17 protein-coding genes are annotated in these 18,664 nt (G+C 41.0%); all 17 read left to right on the top strand.

Annotated elements, in window-relative coordinates:
* The first annotated feature begins 12 nt into the window (after positions 1-12).
* The 17 genes from fliE (at position 13) to flhF (ending at position 18,636) form a co-directional block, all read left to right on the top strand.
* On the top strand, positions 13-357 hold the full coding sequence (gene fliE, locus B5D82_RS01600; protein ID WP_081148684.1) for a flagellar hook-basal body complex protein FliE: 345 nt from the start codon (positions 13-15) through the stop codon (positions 355-357).
* Positions 358-404: 47 nt separating this feature from the next.
* Positions 405-2,129 (top strand): flagellar basal-body MS-ring/collar protein FliF, encoded by a 1,725-nt coding sequence (fliF, locus tag B5D82_RS01605; RefSeq protein WP_081148685.1) that lies wholly within the window; start codon positions 405-407, stop codon positions 2,127-2,129.
* Positions 2,122-3,174, top strand: a complete 1,053-nt coding sequence (gene fliG, locus B5D82_RS01610) for a flagellar motor switch protein FliG (protein ID WP_081148687.1) — start codon at positions 2,122-2,124, stop codon at positions 3,172-3,174. The genes fliF and fliG overlap by 8 nt, the downstream gene beginning before the upstream one ends.
* A gap of 24 nt (positions 3,175-3,198) precedes the next feature.
* Positions 3,199-3,993 carry a flagellar assembly protein FliH gene (gene fliH / locus B5D82_RS01615; RefSeq protein WP_081148689.1) on the top strand — a complete coding sequence of 265 codons (795 nt, stop codon included), beginning with the start codon at positions 3,199-3,201 and terminating at the stop codon, positions 3,991-3,993.
* A gap of 167 nt (positions 3,994-4,160) precedes the next feature.
* On the top strand, positions 4,161-5,525 hold the full coding sequence (gene fliI, locus B5D82_RS01620) for a flagellar protein export ATPase FliI (RefSeq protein WP_081148691.1): 1,365 nt from the start codon (positions 4,161-4,163) through the stop codon (positions 5,523-5,525).
* A 51-nt stretch (positions 5,526-5,576) separates the two neighbouring features.
* The gene (gene fliJ, locus B5D82_RS01625; protein ID WP_081148693.1) at positions 5,577-6,011 is read left to right on the top strand and encodes a flagellar export protein FliJ; all 435 of its coding nucleotides are present in this window, start codon (positions 5,577-5,579) and stop codon (positions 6,009-6,011) included.
* Positions 6,012-6,166: 155 nt separating this feature from the next.
* Entirely contained in the window at positions 6,167-8,425 is a 2,259-nt protein-coding gene (locus B5D82_RS01630) for a flagellar hook-length control protein FliK (protein WP_081148695.1), read from the top strand.
* Between the two features lie 101 nt (positions 8,426-8,526).
* Positions 8,527-9,066 carry a flagellar basal body-associated protein FliL gene (gene fliL, locus B5D82_RS01635; protein WP_081148697.1) on the top strand — a complete coding sequence of 180 codons (540 nt, stop codon included), beginning with the start codon at positions 8,527-8,529 and terminating at the stop codon, positions 9,064-9,066.
* 105 nt (positions 9,067-9,171) lie between these two features.
* The gene (fliM, locus tag B5D82_RS01640; RefSeq protein WP_081148699.1) at positions 9,172-10,236 is read left to right on the top strand and encodes a flagellar motor switch protein FliM; all 1,065 of its coding nucleotides are present in this window, start codon (positions 9,172-9,174) and stop codon (positions 10,234-10,236) included.
* A 152-nt stretch (positions 10,237-10,388) separates the two neighbouring features.
* Positions 10,389-10,781 carry a flagellar motor switch protein FliN gene (gene fliN, locus B5D82_RS01645; protein ID WP_081148701.1) on the top strand — a complete coding sequence of 131 codons (393 nt, stop codon included), beginning with the start codon at positions 10,389-10,391 and terminating at the stop codon, positions 10,779-10,781.
* A 6-nt stretch (positions 10,782-10,787) separates the two neighbouring features.
* Entirely contained in the window at positions 10,788-11,351 is a 564-nt protein-coding gene (gene fliO, locus B5D82_RS01650; RefSeq protein WP_081148703.1) for a flagellar biosynthetic protein FliO, read from the top strand.
* On the top strand, positions 11,335-12,132 hold the full coding sequence (gene fliP / locus B5D82_RS01655; RefSeq protein WP_081148704.1) for a flagellar type III secretion system pore protein FliP: 798 nt from the start codon (positions 11,335-11,337) through the stop codon (positions 12,130-12,132). The genes fliO and fliP overlap by 17 nt, the downstream gene beginning before the upstream one ends.
* Positions 12,132-12,401 (top strand): flagellar biosynthesis protein FliQ, encoded by a 270-nt coding sequence (fliQ, locus tag B5D82_RS01660; protein WP_081148706.1) that lies wholly within the window; start codon positions 12,132-12,134, stop codon positions 12,399-12,401. Before fliP ends, fliQ begins: the two co-directional genes overlap by 1 nt.
* 2 nt (positions 12,402-12,403) lie before the next feature.
* A complete protein-coding gene (gene fliR / locus B5D82_RS01665; protein WP_081148707.1) occupies positions 12,404-13,189 on the top strand; it encodes a flagellar biosynthetic protein FliR in 786 nt (261 codons plus the stop codon).
* Positions 13,189-14,319 (top strand): flagellar biosynthesis protein FlhB, encoded by a 1,131-nt coding sequence (gene flhB, locus B5D82_RS01670; protein ID WP_081148708.1) that lies wholly within the window; start codon positions 13,189-13,191, stop codon positions 14,317-14,319. The genes fliR and flhB overlap by 1 nt, the downstream gene beginning before the upstream one ends.
* A gap of 599 nt (positions 14,320-14,918) precedes the next feature.
* Positions 14,919-17,021, top strand: coding sequence for a flagellar biosynthesis protein FlhA (flhA, locus tag B5D82_RS01675; RefSeq protein ID WP_081148711.1), 2,103 nt, complete (start codon positions 14,919-14,921; stop codon positions 17,019-17,021).
* Between the two features lie 43 nt (positions 17,022-17,064).
* The gene (gene flhF, locus B5D82_RS01680) at positions 17,065-18,636 is read left to right on the top strand and encodes a flagellar biosynthesis GTPase FlhF (RefSeq protein ID WP_081148713.1); all 1,572 of its coding nucleotides are present in this window, start codon (positions 17,065-17,067) and stop codon (positions 18,634-18,636) included.
* Positions 18,637-18,664 lie beyond the last annotated feature (28 nt).

An 18,664-nucleotide genomic window follows, 5' to 3' on the forward strand; every position in this document is an offset into this window, starting at 1 on the left:
AGCGAGATAGCCATGGATATTAAAACTAATTCTTTATACGCCCAAATGCAAAGCATGTCGATGGAAGCTATGGGGAATCGACTTCCTATAGGTGAAGAAAATGGCATGGGCACGCCTCCAGTCAGTAAAGCGGGTGGTGACTTTGGTAGCTTGTTAAAAGATGCAATAAATAATGTTAATGAACTACAACAAGATGTTGGTGCAAAACGTACAGCGTTTGAAATGGGTGATCGCAGTGTTACCTTGGCCGATACTATGATTGCAGGCTCTAAAGCTGGTATTGCTTTTGATGCAACCGTTCAGATTAGAAATAAGTTTGTTGAAGCTTACAAAGAAATTATGAGTATGCCGGTTTAGGTTCTCAGTTGATAAGAATAAAGCGATATTTACGCGGAGATAAATAAGTGGCCGATACAACAGACAATACAAATTTAATGTTAGCCGATGGAAACAACGATTTAGTCGCTGGCGACGGAGCAGATGATGCCGTTGGTGAACAGAAGTCGGGTTTAGCGGGAGCCATGGGTAATGTTGATTTTCTGCGTCAAATGACGATAGTTATTGCGCTAGCTATTTGTTTTGCAATTGCCATTTTTGTCATCATGTTAGCTAACCAGCCAGAGTATCGTTTTTTAACCAAATTGCCGACCGAGCAACTGATTAAAACTATGGACTTTCTTGACAGTAATAAAGTGGAATACCGTCAAGAAAACAACACTATATCTGTTGAAAGTGATGAATACCAAAACGTTAAATTAATGCTTGCTCGTGAAGGCTTAACTGATGCTCCTTCGCAAGGTAGCGAAATTCTTATGCAAGACATGGGTTTTGGTGTCAGTCAACGTTTGGAAAGTGAGCGCTTAAAGCATTCCCGAGAGCAACAACTCGCTCGTACGATTGAAGAACTAAAATCTATTTCACGCGCTCGTGTATTATTAGCTATTCCACGTGAAAACGTTTTTGCTAAACGTGAGAAAAACCCATCGGCAACTGTCGTGCTAACCTTGCAGCGTGGTCGTTTATTGTCTGAAGAAGAAGTTGACGCCGTTGTTGATATTGTCGCATCAGCGGTACAAAGTCTTAATCCCAATCGTGTAACGGTGACCGATCAAAACGGCCGATTATTAAATTCTGGCTCACAAGATTCAGTTTCTTCACGTTCACGTAAAGAATTTGAAATTGAACAAAAGCGCGAAGCTGAATATATGAATAAAATCGATTCGATTTTAATTCCAGTCGTCGGACTAGGTAACTTTACCGCACAAGTTGACGTCGCGATGGATTTTACTAATACCGAAGAAACTCAACGCCGATATAATTCAGATTTACCCGCTTTGCGCAGCGAGATGAAAGTTGAAGATAATACCATTGGCGGATTACTGGGTGGCATTCCAGGCGCGTTAACTAATCAACCACCGCTTGATAGCAATATTCCAGAAGATGCGACCGGTAATGCTCAACAACGCAGTATGCCGGGCCGAAAACATACAGAGTCAACGCGTAACTATGAGCTCGACGAAGCCATTAGTTATACAAAGCAACAAACTGGCGTTATTCATCGTATTAGTGTTTCGGTTGCCTTGGATTACCTACCCGGTGTTAATGCTGAAGGCGAACCTATGCCAACACCACGCTCTGTGCAAGAAATGGCTAATATTCGCCGTTTATTGCAAGGCAGTATTGGCTTTAATTTACAACGAGGTGACTCATTAGACGTCGTTACTTTACCGTTTTCTCGTGCAGAAGTGATAGCAGTGGAAGCCGTACCCTTATGGAAAGATCCTACCATTTATAAATATGCCAAATTGATTGGCGCGGTGATCTTAATTTCTATACTGTTTTTTGCTGTAGTACGTCCGATGTTAAAACGCTTAATTCATCCGGAACAAACCCCGAGTGACTACGGTGACAAGTCGCTTGATAGTCATATTGATTTGGGTGATGAGACCATGGATATGCTAACATCAGAATTTGATGCTGGCGCAGTTGGCTTCGCACCAGACGGTAGTTTACAATTACCTGATTTACACCGCGATGAAGATGTATTAAAAGCCGTACGTGCATTAGTGGCAAATGAGCCAGAATTATCATCGCAAGTAGTTAAAAGTTGGTTGAACGAAGATGAGTGATGAAAATCAAGAACTAGCAGCACAACAGCCGTCTGGATTTGACGTCAATAAACTTGATGGTGGTGAAAAAGCTGCGATCTTATTGTTGAGTCTTTCAGAAGAAGATGCGGCACAAATACTAAAACACTTAGAGCCTAAGCAAGTGCAAAAAGTGGGTATGATCATGGCCGGTATGGAAGATTTTACTCAACAAAAAATCACGGCTGTGCATAAGTTGTTTATCAACGAAATTCAAAATTTCTCTACTATTGGCTTCCAAAGTGAAGAGTTTGTGCGTAAAGCATTAACCGCAGCATTAGGCGAAGATAAAGCCGGTAACCTCATCGACCAAATTGTTATGGGCGGTGGTGCTAAGGGACTTGATTCCTTGAAATGGATGGACTCCAAGCAGGTAGCGAACATTATTCGTAATGAGCATCCTCAAATACAGACCATTGTTTTATCTTATTTAGACCCTGAACAGTCGGCAGAGATAATGACACAGTTCGCTGATAAAGTTCGCTTAGATCTTATGATGCGTATCGCCAATTTAGAAGAAGTTCAGCCGGCGGCATTACAAGAATTAAACGAGATTATGGAGAAACAGTTTGCGGGTCAAGCAGGTGCACAAGCAGCGAAAATGGGCGGCTTGAAAGCAGCAGCAGATATCATGAACTACTTAGACACAAATGTTGAAGGTATGTTGATGGATTCAATTCGCGAACATGACGAAGAAATGAGTCAACAAATACAAGACTTAATGTTTGTCTTTGAAAATCTTGCCGACGTTGACGACAGAGGTATTCAAGCCATCTTAAGAGAAGTTCAGCAAGACGCGCTAATGAAAGCGATAAAAGGTGCTGACGAAGCCTTAAGAGAAAAAATTATGGCTAATATGTCTAAACGTGCAGCAGAAATGTTAGCCGATGACCTTGAAGCGATGGGACCCGTTCGCATCAGTGAAGTTGAAGCCGCACAGAAAGAAATTTTGGCTGTTGCTCGTCGCTTATCTGACTCAGGTGAAATTATGCTTGGCGGTGGTGGTGGTGGCGATGAATTCTTATAATCAAAAGTTAGCGAGTTTTAAATAATGGCACCGCATTCTGAGCCAGACAGCGAAACGACAGCATCAATAAAAAATGAAAAAGTTGATACTTGGTCAGTGCCCAATGTACAACCAGATACTGCTCAAGACGATGGTAAAACCAATGCGTTAGGAAAATCACGTAATTGGCGTTATGAACCGCCGGAGGAAACTGAAGTTTCTGAGCCTGTACCATTAACAGCGCAAGATATTGAAGAAATTCGTCAAGCAGCATTTGATGAAGGCTTTACTCAAGGTAAAGAGGAAGGGTTTGCTAAAGGTTTTGAAGAAGGTAAAGCCAGTGGCCATCAAGAAGGGCTTACCTCAGGACATGAAGAAGGTGTGACACAAGGACTAGCTGAAGGTAAAGAAACCAGCGAGCAACAAATTGCGGCTATGCAAACGCTGTTAGAGCAATTACATCAGCCTTTGCTTAATGTGGAAAAGAATGTAGAAGCGCAATTATTACAGCTTGTGGTGCAATTAACCCAAGCGGTAACCAAGCATGAAGCGAAAACTAACCCAGATATTTTATTATCGGCGATTGCCGAAGGGATTAAAGCATTACCGGGACAAGAGCCTCAAACACAAATTTTATTGAATCCACAAGACATTAAGTTAGTAGAACAACAATTTGGTGCGACACATATTCAAGAACAAGGCTGGCGTTTACTTGCAGCTCCGCAATTAAGCCCTGGTAGTTGTCAAATTGAAAACAGCACTTCCAATATTGATTTGAGCGTTAAATCGCGCTTAAACGAAGTGTTGGAATCGTTTTTACAAGAAGCTTTACATCAATAAGCGTTACTCTAATAAGCGTTACTTTAATTTTTAGGTCGGCATTTATGCCGTCAAGTTAACCAACTGAAATCCAACTAACACTTTACCCTTTACGCGCAACATAGGCATAATAAACATAATACCAAAGCCCATTTAGCCGTAAATTAATTAAAAAGCGCAAAACATCTATGGTTGATATAAATCGCATAACCGAACGTTTAAAAGACTGTGAAAAGCTTATTCACCCGCATAGTGTGTCTGTTGCAGGGCGTTTAGTTCGAGTGGTTGGTTTAACGTTAGAAGCGGTGGGTGTTAAAGCGCCAGTTGGTAGCCAATGTTTGGTTGAAACATCACAGGGCGATCTTATTGCAGAAATTGTAGGTTTCTCACAAGACATTACCTTTTTAATGCCAGAGCAGAGCTTGCAAGGTGTATTGCCTGGCGCCCGTGTCGTTCCATTATCTACGAAAGCACGATTACCCTTATCTATGGATTTGCTCGGCCGAGTTATTGACGGCGTCGGTAAGCCACTCGATGGTAAAGGCCCAATAAAAGCCTCTGATAACTATCAATATAACAGTAAACCCATTAACCCATTGTCAAGGCGCGCTATTACAGAACCACTCGATGTTGGCGTTCGGTCAATTAATAGTTTTCTTACCGTTGGCGTAGGGCAACGAATGGGCTTATTTGCCGGTTCAGGTGTCGGTAAAAGTGTGCTTTTAGGTATGATGACAAGGGGCACAACCGCCGATGTTATCGTCGTGGGGTTAATTGGCGAGCGTGGGCGAGAAGTTAAAGAGTTTATTGAAGAAATTTTAGGTGAAGAAGGTCGAGCACGCTCTGTTGTAATCGCAGCACCTGCCGACAACTCGCCATTAATGCGCCTTAAAGGCTGTGAAACCGCAGTGCAAATCAGTGAATACTTTCGCGACCAAGGCTTAAATGTTTTACTGTTGATAGATTCCCTTACACGATATGCACAGGCGCAACGTGAAATTGCCTTAGCGGTAGGTGAGCCTCCCGCAACTAAAGGCTATCCGCCTTCAGTTTTTTCTAAATTACCTCAGCTTGTAGAACGTGCAGGTAATGGCGGCGATGGTCAAGGTTCAATTAGTGCATTTTTTACCGTATTAACCGAAGGTGATGACTTGCAAGACCCCATTGCAGATGCTGCTCGTGCCATTCTAGATGGTCATATTGTCTTGTCTCGAAAATTAGCTGATGCGGGGCATTATCCTGCGGTAGATATTGAAGGCTCTATCAGTCGTGTTATGCCAATGGTAACCAGCGAAGAGCATCAGCAGCTTGCTAGGCAATTGCGTCAAGTTTATGCCTTATATCAAGAGAACAAAGATTTAATATCCATTGGTGCTTATAGCAGAGGTACTGATCCAAGAATAGATCAAGCGATTGACCTACAACCGGTTATTCAATTTTTCTTACAACAAAAAATGCTCGAAATTATCCCATACGATCAAAGCTTAACCCAGTTGCAGGAAGTATTAGCAGCAGCACAAGCACACGCTCAACAAAATCAGCCAGCACAATGATCACACTGCATAAATATCAAACAGCACAAATATTAATAAGGAATTAAAGCCATGAAACAGTTGAACACCTTATATAAATTTGAGCTCGATAAAGAGCAAAAAGCGTCGCAAGCATTACAAGCGGCGGAATTTGACTATCAGCAAAATAAAGACCGTTTTAAAAATGTCAGTGACTATCGCCTGGAATATATGCGCCGGTTAAATCAGCGTTCATTAGAAGGCATTGATAGCGCAACATATAGCCATTTCCATGCTTTTATCGCGAAACTAGATAACGCTGCCCAGCAAGTTAAAATTGCGGTTCACCAAGCTAAAGCTCTAGTTGAAACCCGTAAAAAACAGTGGTTAGAGCAAAGACGAAAAATACAAGCGGTAGAATTGTTAAGGGATAAAAAACTTGCCGCTCTACAACTAACAGCCAACAAACAAGAACAAAAAATGTTTGATGAAATAGCCACTCAACAATTTCTTCGACGCCAACGTTAAACTCCCCCTATCAGTCGCGAATAGTATTCAATAGCGGCTAATTTTTTTCAGTAAATCACTCCCGTATAAACAAGTTTTGGAATGAATTTTGCTTAATTAACAATATAAATAATGTATTAAATTGCGCTTAAGTCCATATTTAAGAAAGGTTTGTTATGTCTCAAGTAAATTTTTTGTCTGCTGATGTTGGCCAAACCCCTGATAAACAGGGTGCTAAAGGTGATGCATCAATAAAAAATCAAGCGAAAACCCAGTCGTTTTCTGATGCTATGGAGCAACATTATCCAAGTAAAACCGTTGCTGAATCGGATAATAAAAATAAACAAGGCGGCAATCTTACGTCTAAAGCGGCAGACCAGCAGCAACAATCTATAAGTAAAGACGGTGCATTAAAACAGGTTAAGGAAAATCAAGCCGATGACGCTCATACTTTACCTTTACCGGCCAATGATGAGTCTTTATCCGCTAAAAACGAAAATAGTCAAAATTCATCTATGCCTTTTCCTATTGATAATGAGTCACCATTAGCAACAGATAAAACGGTTAACGATGATGTAGATACACTGCCCTTGCCAATAGATGATAAATCTTTAGTCACCTCACCAAAAGAGAGTGATGGATTTATTGTACCTATAACGGTAGCTGCAAATGGTGAACAACTAATTACTAGCAACAAGTCAAAAGATTCAGAACATACGCTTCCTGTTCCTCTTCCTGTGTCACCATCAGAAGCAAAAATCAGAGTGATTGAAAAAGCTGGAGGAGCCTTTAATGGCGACCCTAAAGCACCCAATAATCAGTCAAATTTATATATCGGCTCTCAAACTCAAACGGTGAATAACACCGTGAGTAATGTCGAAAAAGATGATGCTGTTGATTTATTAAAAATGTTGCAAGGATCACAGCAGTTATTGACAAAATCTGCAGTAGAAAATACCCGTATTGAACAGCAGGGTAAACATACAGCGCCAGTCGATGAGGCATTATTGGCCAACAATAAAAATGTAGCGCTATCAGAACAGCCTAAAAAGTTGACTGCAGAGCAAAACGACCTAGTAAAAAGCATGAAAGGTGAGCAAGTACAAGTGTTAGCTAAAGCTAATGTCTCTCAACAAGCTCAACTACTTGCAGGCAGTCAAACTGCCGCTGCGAATACCGCGGGTAATTTAGTCGAAAAGGTCGCAAACAATACAGTTAAAAGTTCTACCGAGAGTGTGACTGAGACTATTGTTACATCGAATGCTAAGCAGATAACATCAAGTGCAGAAAATGCAAACACTTTAGCGAGCAAGCAAGGGATAGTTAACGACGTCGACTTAATTGCAGAGCAAGCCCGCACTCAAGCCTTAGCCCAAGAAGCCACTAGCGCTATAAATAAAAATCAAGATGCAACGCTAGTCACTAGGCAAGAAACTAGGCAAGAAACTAGCAATCGAGAATTGCAAAGTAGTACCGCGGACAAAGATAGCGTATTAGATTCAGTACAGGCTAAAAAAGTAGCCGCACCAGAATTAATCGCAGAGCAAAATACGGCTCATAAAGGTATCATCGCTAGCGAAAGCCATGAAGCGAAAGTGCAAACAGCGGAGTTAAAACAAGCAAATGTGGCTGATTTTAAACGTGCTATTGATAACGAGCCAGCTCAAACGCGCACGATTAATCAGAGTACGGCAGCTGTAATCAGCGCGTCAACTGCAGAGTCTAAAGTTGATGTTAATCAAAAACCTGCGGAAAATGAAGCGGTTGATAAACTCGCCAGTGTTAAGGGTGATGAAAAGTTATCTAAAGCTGAGAGCGATAAACTAGCGCCACAAGTTGACAAAATCACCTCAGCTTTCAATCAAACTCTAGATGCTATGGCAACTAAACCTATGGCAAGTTCTGCAGAATTAGCTGCACAGCAAGCGCAAAATTTTGAAAGTACAATAAACCATTTAACGACGACTACCGTACAAACACAAAAATCTATCACGGCGATGAATACGGAAACAATTGCCATTTACCGTAAAGACTTTGCCGATGCAGTCAAAGATAAAGTGATGGTGATGATCAATCAAAAAATCCAACAAGTGGACATTCAGCTTGATCCACCAGAGATGGGTAATATTCATGTGCGAGTGAATCTACAGAATGAACAAGCAGCCGTGCAGTTTGTTGTGCAAAACCAGCAAGCAAAAGAGGCTTTAGAGCAAAACATGGGTAAACTTCGCGATATGTTGGCTGAAAGTGGCGTCGATGTTGGAGACGCAAATATCGAACAGCGCCAAGCGAAAGAGCAAAATGGAAATGACTTTGAACAACATGACAATAATGGCAAAAACGGCGAATCGACTGAAGATAATGTCAGTGCAAATGACAACTCAATGCACAATGTGGTTAAAGCTTCATCAACAGGTGTCGATTACTATGCTTAATTCATTAATACACTCACAATACTTGATAAACTCTTTGGATTAGCAGCTATTCAACGATATAGTTTAACAAGTGCTTTAAAAAATCTGCAAAGGTAGGGAACATGGCTGACGAAAAAGAACTTGAGCTGGATAATTCAGGAAAGAAAAAGAAGCTGATTATTATTATCGCTATTGTGGTGATATTAGCTGCTGCAGGCGGCGGTGCTGCATTTTTTATGCTCGGTGGTGAAGATGAAACATCACAATTAAGTGCTGATAGCGAGTTAAGTGCTGATTCGGAAGGACAAACTGCAGGATCATCAGCTGAAAGTGCAGAGATTGGCTCGGCTTTATATGTCCCAATGCCAAGACCTTTTCGCTTCAATGTTCCAGGCAACGCACGTGACCGCTTTGTTGAAATTCGAGTGCAACTACTGGTGCGAGGTTCAGATAATGAAGAAGCAGCCAAAAAGCATGTACCTTTAATTGAAAGTGCATTACTGGGGGTGTTTTCGCGTTCAAACGCTGATGACTTAGCCACCAGTGCTGGAAAAACATCATTAAAGCAAACGGCTTTAGTGGAAGTACAAAAAATAATGACCGAAGTCGAGAGCAGTGAAATTATCGAGAAGGTATTATTTACTGGCTTTGTTATGCAGTAAAACGCTGGCAGTAAGCCCCAAAGCAGAAAATACGTTAAGTAATTAATTCAATAGATATAGTTTGTAAACAGTGTAACTACATTAACAAGATAAAGAGACTATCGAGTGAGTGATTTATTATCTCAAGAGGAAATTGATGCACTTTTACATGGTGTAGATGATGTTGAAGAAGAAGATATTGAAGAGGACTATTCCCAAGTAGAGGGAGGAACGTCTGATTACGATTTTTCTTCACAAGATCGCATTGTGCGTGGCCGTATGCCAACGCTGGAAATGGTCAACGAACGGTTTGCTCGCCACATGCGTATTAGTTTATTTAATATGATGCGACGCTCGGCAGAGGTTTCTATTAACGGTATCCAAATGATTAAGTTTGGAGAATACGTGCATACTTTATTTGTGCCTACCAGTTTAAATATGGTGCGTTTTCGCCCTTTAAAAGGTACCGCATTAATCACCATGGAAGCGCGACTCGTTTTTATCTTAGTCGATAACTTTTTTGGTGGTGATGGTCGGTATCATGCGAAAATAGAGGGCCGTGAATTTACCCCTACAGAACGTCGTATCGTGCAGATGTTGCTAAAAATTATCTTTGAAGATTACAAAGAAGCATGGTCTCCGGTGATGGATGTTTCATTTGAATATCTTGACTCAGAAGTTAACCCTTCGATGGCAAACATTGTTAGCCCAACAGAAGTGGTGGTCATTAGCTCTTTCCATATCGAACTAGATGGAGGTGGTGGCGACTTTCATGTTGCATTACCGTACGCAATGTTAGAGCCTATTCGTGAATTGCTCGATGCCGGTGTACAAAGTGATAAAGAAGATACCGATATGCGCTGGTCGAAGGCTTTGCGTGATGAAATTATGGATGTTCCAGTTGAATTATCGACTAAATTCATAGAAGTAAAACTGTCATTACAAAAAATTATGGATTTTAAAGCGGGTGATATTATTCCTATTGAAATGCCAGACCATATCACCGTGTTAGTGGAAAACTTGCCGTCATTTAGGGCCAAACTTGGTCGAAGTCGTGATAATTTAGCGCTGAAAATAGAATCAAAAATTAAACGTCCAGAGTCAGTAAAATCTGAACTGACCATCTTAACTAAGGGTGGTAAACGCTTAGACAATGACTCTGAACTGCACTTATTAGAAGATGACCTTTAATAGTATTTATAAAGCAAAGTTTTTAAAGCAGAGTTTATAAAACAAAATTTATTAAATGTGGTGTAAAAATCGCATAGCAACATAATAGGCAATAATAAATGAATAGCGTGGTTATTTTGACGTTACTCGAAGAAAATTAAGGAAAAAACAACATGAGCACAGAAAACGAAGACGATTTAAGTCAATGGGATGAAGCCATGGATGAACAAGCCGCGTCTGAAGCTGCTGAAACTGTCGAATTAGAAGATTTACAAGAAGATAGTGATTCCATCTCAGGTGAAGAAAAGCATAAGCTAGATGCTATTTTAGACATACCCGTTACTATTTCTATGGAAGTAGGACGTAGTCATATCAGTATTCGTAATTTGTTACAGCTTAATCAAGGCTCGGTTGTTGAACTGGACCGTGTTGCCGGAGAAGCCCTTGATGTGTTGGTTAACGGAACCTTGATCGCTCACGGTGAAGTAGTCGTCGTTAACGATAAATTTGGTATTCGTTTAACGGATGTTATCAGCCAAGTTGAACGAATTAAAAAGTTAAAATAGCCACTTATGAAAAAAATATGGTCAGTAGGCTTTATTTGGTTAGCCTTTTTCGCATGTAGTTATGCTGAAGAAGTGGTTAGTGATGTTACTTCAGGGGGGATTATTGCGAAAGCAATTGCACCTGTAGAAGAAACGATTATCCCTGTTGAAGAAGCGGTTACACCTTTAGAAACAACGGTTATTCCTGTTGAAGAAGCAGATTTACCTGTTGAAGTGGGTAAGCATGTTACTGCCAACATGGATGCCATGAGCATGATCTTGTCATTGCTGATGGTACTTGCGGTCATTGTTATCAGTGCAGTGATATTAAAGCGCTTTCAAGGTGTGCGTCATAGTATTAATGGTTTGAAAATAGTCACGAGTTTACATCTTGGTGCTAAAGAAAAGTTAGTGGTAGTTCAAGCGGGTGAAAAGCAACTTTTACTTGGTGTTACCGCGCAACAAATTACCTTGTTAGAAACGCTCGACGAACCTTTGATAAGTGCAAAAGAAAACAGTGTCGACTTCGCTCAATCGTTAGCTAAATTACTCAAACAAAAAGCTATAAAAACTTATGATAAACAAAAATAAAAAATCATTATTATCGTTAAACAAAATCGTAACTTTGCTGTTTACGATTTTGTCGTTTTTACTGATTAGCAATACGAGTTTTGCCGCTGATGATCTTTCACTCTCAGCGTTAACCTTGACCACTAATCCTGATGGCTCACAAGAATACTCAGTTACCTTACAAATATTAATTTTTATGACCGCGCTGAGCTTTATACCAGCAGCGGTTATAATGATGACCTCTTTCACCCGCATTGTCGTGGTAATGGCGATTCTACGACAAGCGTTTGGTTTACAACAAACACCGTCGAACCAAGTTATTATCGGCATTACCTTGTTCATGACGTTATTTATTATGACGCCAGTTTATAACGAAATTAATGAACGCGCGATTCAGCCTTATCTACAAGAGCAACTAACGTCGGTTGAGGCAATTAATAAAGCTAAAGTGCCTTTACGCGCCTTTATGCTAGAGCAAACTCGTATTAAAGACCTAGATACGTTGGCGCAAATGGCCGGTATTGACCAAGTGGATCAACCCACTGATTTACCGATGACAGTCATTATTCCAGCCTTTGTTATTAGTGAATTAAAAACGGCATTTCAAATCGGATTTATGCTATTTATTCCATTTTTGATTATAGATTTAGTGGTGGCGAGTATATTAATGGCTATGGGGATGATGATGTTATCACCGATGATAGTCTCGTTACCGTTTAAGTTAATGTTGTTTGTGCTGATCGACGGTTGGAATTTAGTGATAGGCACATTGGCCACGAGTTATGGTATGGGAGCTACGTAATGGGTCCTGAGGTATTTGTTGATATTTTGCGAGATGCGTTGCTTCTGGTCATTATACTGGTAAGTGCCGTTATTGTACCCAGCTTAATTGTTGGTTTGATTGTGGCGGTATTCCAAGCGGCAACATCGATAAATGAACAAACGTTAAGTTTTTTACCCCGTTTAATTGTTACTTTGCTCTCCTTAATTATGGGCGGTCATTGGTTGGTGCAAAAATTAATGGATTATTCCATTCGCCTGATTGGTAGTATTCCTAGCGTGGTAAGTTAACCATGGAGTTTACTGAGTCAGTTATTAATCAAAGCATGGCTGACTTCTTGCTGCCACTTGCGCGTATTTCAGCCATGGTAATGTCAATGATAGGCCTAGGTGCAAAAGCCATTCCTGGGCGAGTAAAACTGTTTTTTTGTTTAGCGATAACTGTGGCCGTTATGCCAGCGCTACCACCCGCTCGTGTTGATAATCTGTTTTCATTAGCGACAGCGTTGCTGATTGGCGAGCAAATGATTATTGGCATTATGCTCGGTTTTGTCACGGTAATGGTAGTCAATACTTTTACCTTAGCGGGGCAAATTATCGCTATGCAAACCGGTTTAGGTTTCGCATCATTGGTTGACCCTGCTAGTGGAACCAGCGTGCCAGCGGTAGGTCAATTCTTTCTAATTTTATCGTCATTGTTGTTTTGGGCGATGGATGGTCATTTAGCTTATTTGCAGTTTGTTGTCGCCAGTTTTGACACCATTCCTATTCCCGCTCCTGAATTTTCCAGTATCAAGTTTAAAGAGATTGCCGAGTGGGGAGGCTGGATGTTTGCTACCGCATTATCACTCGCTATTGCGCCTTTAACGGCGATGCTATTGATTAACTTTTCATTCGGCATCATGACGCGAGCAGCACCGCAATTAAATATTTTTGCTATCGGCTTTCCCATTACCATGTGTGCCGGACTGTTAATTATGTGGTTAACCATGGGCAATTTTTATAGTCACTTTGTAATGCAATGGCAACGCGCCTTAGATTTTAGTTGTTATCTTATTGATTGCGGAGCAGCACCCTAATGGCAGAGTCTGACAGTGGTGAAAAAACCGAAGAACCGACGGCAAAAAAACTTTCTGACGCGAGAAAAAAAGGCCAAATTGCGCGCTCGAAAGACTTAGGCACTATGTTTGTTTTAGTCGGTGCAGCCCTCGCTATAATGCTGCTGGGGAGTTCCTTAGTTGAAGGTTTATCTACAATGATGACCCGTCTTTTTAGCTTAAATCGTAGAGAAACCATGGATGTGCATGCTCTATATCAAGTGGCTAGCGATGGGGTAAGCGCGATAATGGTGCCATTTCTTTGGATACACATTATCATCGTTTTTGCCGCATTAATTGGCAATATGATACTGGGTGGTATCAGTTTTTCTTGGCAAGCTATGGCACCAAAAGCCAGCAAACTTTCGCCGATGGCAGGTTTTAAACGTATGTTTGGCGTGCAGGCTTATGTTGAACTAATAAAGTCGATTCTAAAGTTTTTTGTGGTTTTTATTTCAGCTTATTTGTTATTGAGCAGCTTGTTCGGTCAAATTGTGAATTTAAGTACTGAAAATATCCCGAATAACTTTTCTCATGCGGTGTCACTACTGATGTGGATGTTTTTGGCGTTAGCACTTTCCATTGGTATTATTGTGGTTATTGATGCGCCATATCAAGTGTGGAATCATAATCGTCAATTGAAAATGAGCAAGCAAGAAATCAAAGACGAAATGAAAAACTCAGAAGGTAGCCCCGAAACCAAAGGTCGCGTAAGAAGGGCACAATATGAGATGTCACAACGGCGCATGATGCAAGACGTGCCTCAATCTGACGTAGTGATCACCAACCCGACACATTACTCCGTGGCGCTTAAATATGATGCCGAAGTCGGCGGAGCTCCAGTATTGGTGGCTAAAGGTATCGATGAAATGGCTTTACACATTCGCACCATCGCCAAAGAGCACAATATTGAGATTGTAGCATCACCCGCATTAGCGAGATCTCTCTATTACACTGCAGAGCCCAATGAAGAAATTCCAGAACAATTGTTCGCCGCTGTAGCGCAAATTCTGGCCTTTATTTTTCAGCTTAATGCTCACAAAAAAGGTAAAGCGCGACGACCTAAAGCCGTAGCCAAAAACCTACCTATCCCGGATGAATTTCGATATTAACGAATTTTAGTTTTTAGATTTTAGTTTTAAGCTGTCAGCTATCAATTAAAGAGAGTTAGAAGCTTCTAACTGATAGCTATCCCCTTCTTAAATCTTAATAGCTGCAACATAAAAGTAGGGTCAGATACACTTTAATTAGGTTGCTAATAGCCAGTGTTCATTAACACTGCCCCCATTGGGCTAAGCGGTTGCAATTTAATGTGTATCTGACCCTACTTATTTTGACCCTACTTATTTTAAGCTGACAGCTATTCCCTTTTCAAATCTTAATCGCTGCAACATAAAAGTAGGGTCAGATACACTTTAATTAGGTTGCTAATAGCCAGTGCTCATTAACACTGACCCCATTGGGCTAAGCGGTTGCAATTTAATGTGTATCTGACCCTACTTATTACAATTTAATGTGTATCTGACCCTACTTATTACAATTTAATGTGTATCTGACCCTACTTATTACACTAGCAGTTCGCTCAACTGCTGGATGTGAATTTTTTTGGTTTACTGACAGCTTAAAACTGACAGCTTCTAACTGATTTTTTTCTAATTGGTCTGATTATTGCTTTTCAAAAGATATGTCAAAAAATTATCCCTAAGAGCTCATGCAGTTAGCCGCAACTTTTAATAATTTAAAAAAACAAAAACTTAACCTACTTTCAGGTCTAGGCACACCATTCCTCGTGATGGCGGCGCTGGGTATGGTTATTTTACCTATGCCAGCATTATTGCTAGATATTCTCTTTTCTTTCAATATTGCGCTGTCACTGGTGGTTTTATTAATCACGGTTTATACCTTAAAACCACTGGAATTTGGTTCTTTCCCGGCGGTACTGTTAATTGCGACTATTTTGCGCTTAGCGCTTAATGTTGCCAGTACGCGTGTGGTCTTACTGGAGGGGCATGAAGGTCCCGATGCGGCAGGGAAAGTTATTGAAGCTTTTGGCTCGGTTGTTATTGGTGGCAATTATGCGGTTGGTTTAGTAGTTTTTTCTATTCTAATTATTATCAATTTCGTTGTAGTTACCAAAGGTGCAGGACGTATTGCTGAAGTCACCGCGCGCTTTACCTTAGATGCTATGCCAGGCAAGCAAATGGCTATCGATGCGGATTTAAATGCCGGTTTTATCACGGCAGATGAAGCGCGTGAACGCCGAGTTGAAGTCACCAGTGAAGCCGATTTTTATGGCTCAATGGATGGTGCGAGTAAATTTGTTAAAGGCGATGCTATTGCCGGGATTTTAATTCTCTTTATCAATATTGTCGGCGGTTTAATTATTGGTATGGTCCAGCATGATCTTTCGTTTGATAGTGCGGTAGAAATTTATACGCTATTAACTATCGGCGATGGTTTAGTAGCACAAATTCCAGGACTATTGCTGTCAGTAGGAACGGCAATCGTCGTTACTCGTCAAAACACTTCTCAAGACATGGGCGAGCAAGTAAGTAGTCAACTTGGGCAAGGTAAATCACTTTATATTGCTTCAGGCGTTATGTTCGTTATGGGTATAGTGCCAGGTATGCCACACGTTGCCTTTTTAACGTTTGCGGTATTAATTGGCGGCGTTGCCTTTTTTAGCAGCAAATACAAGGTGGCTAAAGCTGCGCAGCTTGTCGAAGATAGTCAAGTGGCCGAAGCGCAAAATATACAACAAGAAGCTGATGTTAAAGATCTTGGCTGGGACGATGTAAACCATGTGGATATTATCGGTCTTGAAATAGGCTATCGTTTAATTCCCTTGGTGGATAAAGCCCAAGGTGGCGAATTGCTTAATCGTATTAAAGGTGTCAGGAAAAAGCTTTCACAAGAGTTTGGTTTTTTAGTACCTGCGGTACATATTCGCGACAATTTAGATTTAGACCCTAACAGTTATCGTATCTCGCTAATGGGCGTAACTGTTGGAGAAGCAGAAATTCGCCATGATAATGAGTTAGCTATTAATCCAGGTCAAGTCTTTGGCAAGCTCGACGGCATTGCGACAAAAGATCCAGCTTTTGGCTTAGATGCTGTATGGATAAAACAAGATCAACGAGAGCATGCACAATCACTGGGTTACACTGTTGTTGATGCAGCCACCGTACTAGCTACACATTTAAGTCAAATTTTAACTAATAATACCGCACAATTATTAGGCCATGAAGAAGTTCAAAACCTACTTGATATGCTAGAAAAAAGTTATCCGAAACTTATTGAAGGTTTGATCCCTGACGTATTGTCATTAGGGACTATCGTTAAGGTTTTACAAAATTTAATGAATGAAGGCGTGGCAGTTCGAGATATGCGCAGTATTATTCAAACATTAGTTGAGTATGGTCCTAAGAGCCAAGACCCTGAAGTTCTGACGGCTGCTGTGCGCATAACCTTACGAAAATTCATTGTTCAAGAGTTGGTTGGGCCAACGGTTGAAGTACCTGTCATAACTTTGTCACCAGAGTTGGAACAAATGTTGCACCAGTCTATGCAAATGGCTGGAGACGATGGCGCAGGTATCGAACCAGGTTTAGCAGAACGACTACAAAAATCTTTGACCGAAGGTGCACAACAGCAAGAAATGGCTGGCGATACACCTATTTTATTAACGTCAGGCATTTTACGTTCAGTACTCGCTAAATTTGTGAAATATACCATCCCGGGGTTACGTGTTATTTCTTATCAAGAAATTCCGGATGACAAACAAATTAAAATTGTCAGTGCTATCGGCCAGTAAACAAATATTTCAACGTAGTTGTACTGAATTATAAGGGTTGGCGATGAAAATTAGACGTTATGTAGCAAAAGATATGAGAAGCGCACTCGCTCAAATTAAAGATGAATTGGGTGTCGACGCGGTAATTATGTCTAATAAAAAGATTGCTGAAGGTGTCGAATTAATGGCGGCGGTTGATTATAACCAAAGTGTAAAGCCTGCCAAGGCTCCTGCTCAGCATAATCATAACCATGAGTTGAGCTCTGCGGAAAATGCACAGCCAGCTAACCCAGTCGATATAGCCGAAGATACCGTGGCGATTAGCAGTGCACCTAAGCCAGTTGAACAAGCTGCAAACGTACCCGCAGACAGTTTAGCCGCCTTACTTAGCCGACAAGTACAGCAAAATGGCTATGATAAAGCACCTGCAACCCGTGCATTTAATAGTCAAATAGAAAACTCATCGACAAAAGTTAACCCGCGAGCTAATGCTAAGCAGGGTGGTGTACCACAAGATATTGAGCAACAATTTAAAAATTTCACCACGCGTTTAGAGCAAACTACGGAATTGGAAACGCCTGAGGGCGCTGTTAATCAGCAACCTAGTGGCGCTCAAAATGAATCAAATAATATAAACTTCCATGACGCGATTGATCAATCAATGGCGGCTTCTGAGAAAATGAGCTCTCATGGCGAACGTCAAATAAATAGCAGTGAATTTGACCGCATGCAAAAAGAAATGTCTTCAATTCGCCAGCTGTTAGAACATCAAATGTCGGGCTTAATGTGGCAAGATATGGCACAGAAAGATCCAATGCGCGCAGTCTTAGTTAATAAGTTAATGGCCATGGGCCTTAATGAACAAATTGCCGATCAAATTGCTGGTTACGTTCCGGCTAGTACCAATGAACAAGATGCATGGCAGCAAGCAAAACACATAATAGCGCAACAATTAAACACGACTAACAATGACATTATTCAACGTGGTGGTGTTGTTTCTCTAGTGGGCCCAACAGGTGTTGGTAAAACCACGACTATTGCGAAGTTAGCCGCTCGATTTTCACAAATTCACGGCGCTGACCAAGTGGTATTAATTTCAACTGATAGCTATCGAATTGCTGGCTTTGAGCAACTTGCCACTTACGGTCGCATTATTGGTTGCCAAGTTAAGCTTGCTAACGACGGCAATGAGTTAGATAGCCTATTACAGCAGTTTGCACAAAAGAAATTAATTTTGATAGACACTGCTGGCATGGGGCAAAGAGATATGCGCCTAACAGAGCATTTGACTACCTTAATCTCGAATGCTCGTGTTAGAATTCGCAATTACTTAGTGTTAGCAGCCAATACGCAACAGCGTGTAATGCAAGAAAATGTTGAGCGTTTTAAGCGAATTCCATTGGCAGGCTGTATTTATACGAAATTAGATGAAAGCTTGAGTGTTGGTGAAATTATAACCACGTCACTACAAAATGGTTTAGCTATTGGCTATCTTACTGATGGACAAAGGGTTCCGGAAGATATTAAGGTTGCAAATGCTGAGAAATTGGTTACGCTTGCAGATAGAATGGCAATTAAGTCTCAAAGCTCAGGAACTGTTTCCTGGCGGACACCTGTATCAGCCGTAGCAGTATAGTCACTTTACAATAGGCAGAGCAGTTATA

The sequence above is a fragment of the Cognaticolwellia beringensis genome, from assembly GCF_002076895.1.
In the GTDB taxonomy this organism is placed as follows: domain Bacteria; phylum Pseudomonadota; class Gammaproteobacteria; order Enterobacterales; family Alteromonadaceae; genus Cognaticolwellia; species Cognaticolwellia beringensis.

Excerpts from the sequence above, each read along its gene's own strand:
- fliE (WP_081148684.1), top strand. The coding sequence starts at position 13 with ATGGATATTAAAACTAATTCTTTATACGCCCAAATGCAAAGCATGTCG.
- fliG (WP_081148687.1), top strand. The coding sequence starts at position 2,122 with ATGAGTGATGAAAATCAAGAACTAGCAGCACAACAGCCGTCTGGATTT.
- fliH (WP_081148689.1), top strand. The coding sequence starts at position 3,199 with ATGGCACCGCATTCTGAGCCAGACAGCGAAACGACAGCATCAATAAAA.
- fliI (WP_081148691.1), top strand. The coding sequence starts at position 4,161 with ATGGTTGATATAAATCGCATAACCGAACGTTTAAAAGACTGTGAAAAG.
- fliJ (WP_081148693.1), top strand. The coding sequence starts at position 5,577 with ATGAAACAGTTGAACACCTTATATAAATTTGAGCTCGATAAAGAGCAA.
- B5D82_RS01630 (WP_081148695.1), top strand. The coding sequence starts at position 6,167 with ATGTCTCAAGTAAATTTTTTGTCTGCTGATGTTGGCCAAACCCCTGAT.
- fliL (WP_081148697.1), top strand. The coding sequence starts at position 8,527 with ATGGCTGACGAAAAAGAACTTGAGCTGGATAATTCAGGAAAGAAAAAG.
- fliN (WP_081148701.1), top strand. The coding sequence starts at position 10,389 with ATGAGCACAGAAAACGAAGACGATTTAAGTCAATGGGATGAAGCCATG.
- fliO (WP_081148703.1), top strand. The coding sequence starts at position 10,788 with ATGAAAAAAATATGGTCAGTAGGCTTTATTTGGTTAGCCTTTTTCGCA.
- fliP (WP_081148704.1), top strand. The coding sequence starts at position 11,335 with ATGATAAACAAAAATAAAAAATCATTATTATCGTTAAACAAAATCGTA.
- fliQ (WP_081148706.1), top strand. The coding sequence starts at position 12,132 with ATGGGTCCTGAGGTATTTGTTGATATTTTGCGAGATGCGTTGCTTCTG.
- fliR (WP_081148707.1), top strand. The coding sequence starts at position 12,404 with ATGGAGTTTACTGAGTCAGTTATTAATCAAAGCATGGCTGACTTCTTG.
- flhB (WP_081148708.1), top strand. The coding sequence starts at position 13,189 with ATGGCAGAGTCTGACAGTGGTGAAAAAACCGAAGAACCGACGGCAAAA.
- flhA (WP_081148711.1), top strand. The coding sequence starts at position 14,919 with ATGCAGTTAGCCGCAACTTTTAATAATTTAAAAAAACAAAAACTTAAC.
- flhF (WP_081148713.1), top strand. The coding sequence starts at position 17,065 with ATGAAAATTAGACGTTATGTAGCAAAAGATATGAGAAGCGCACTCGCT.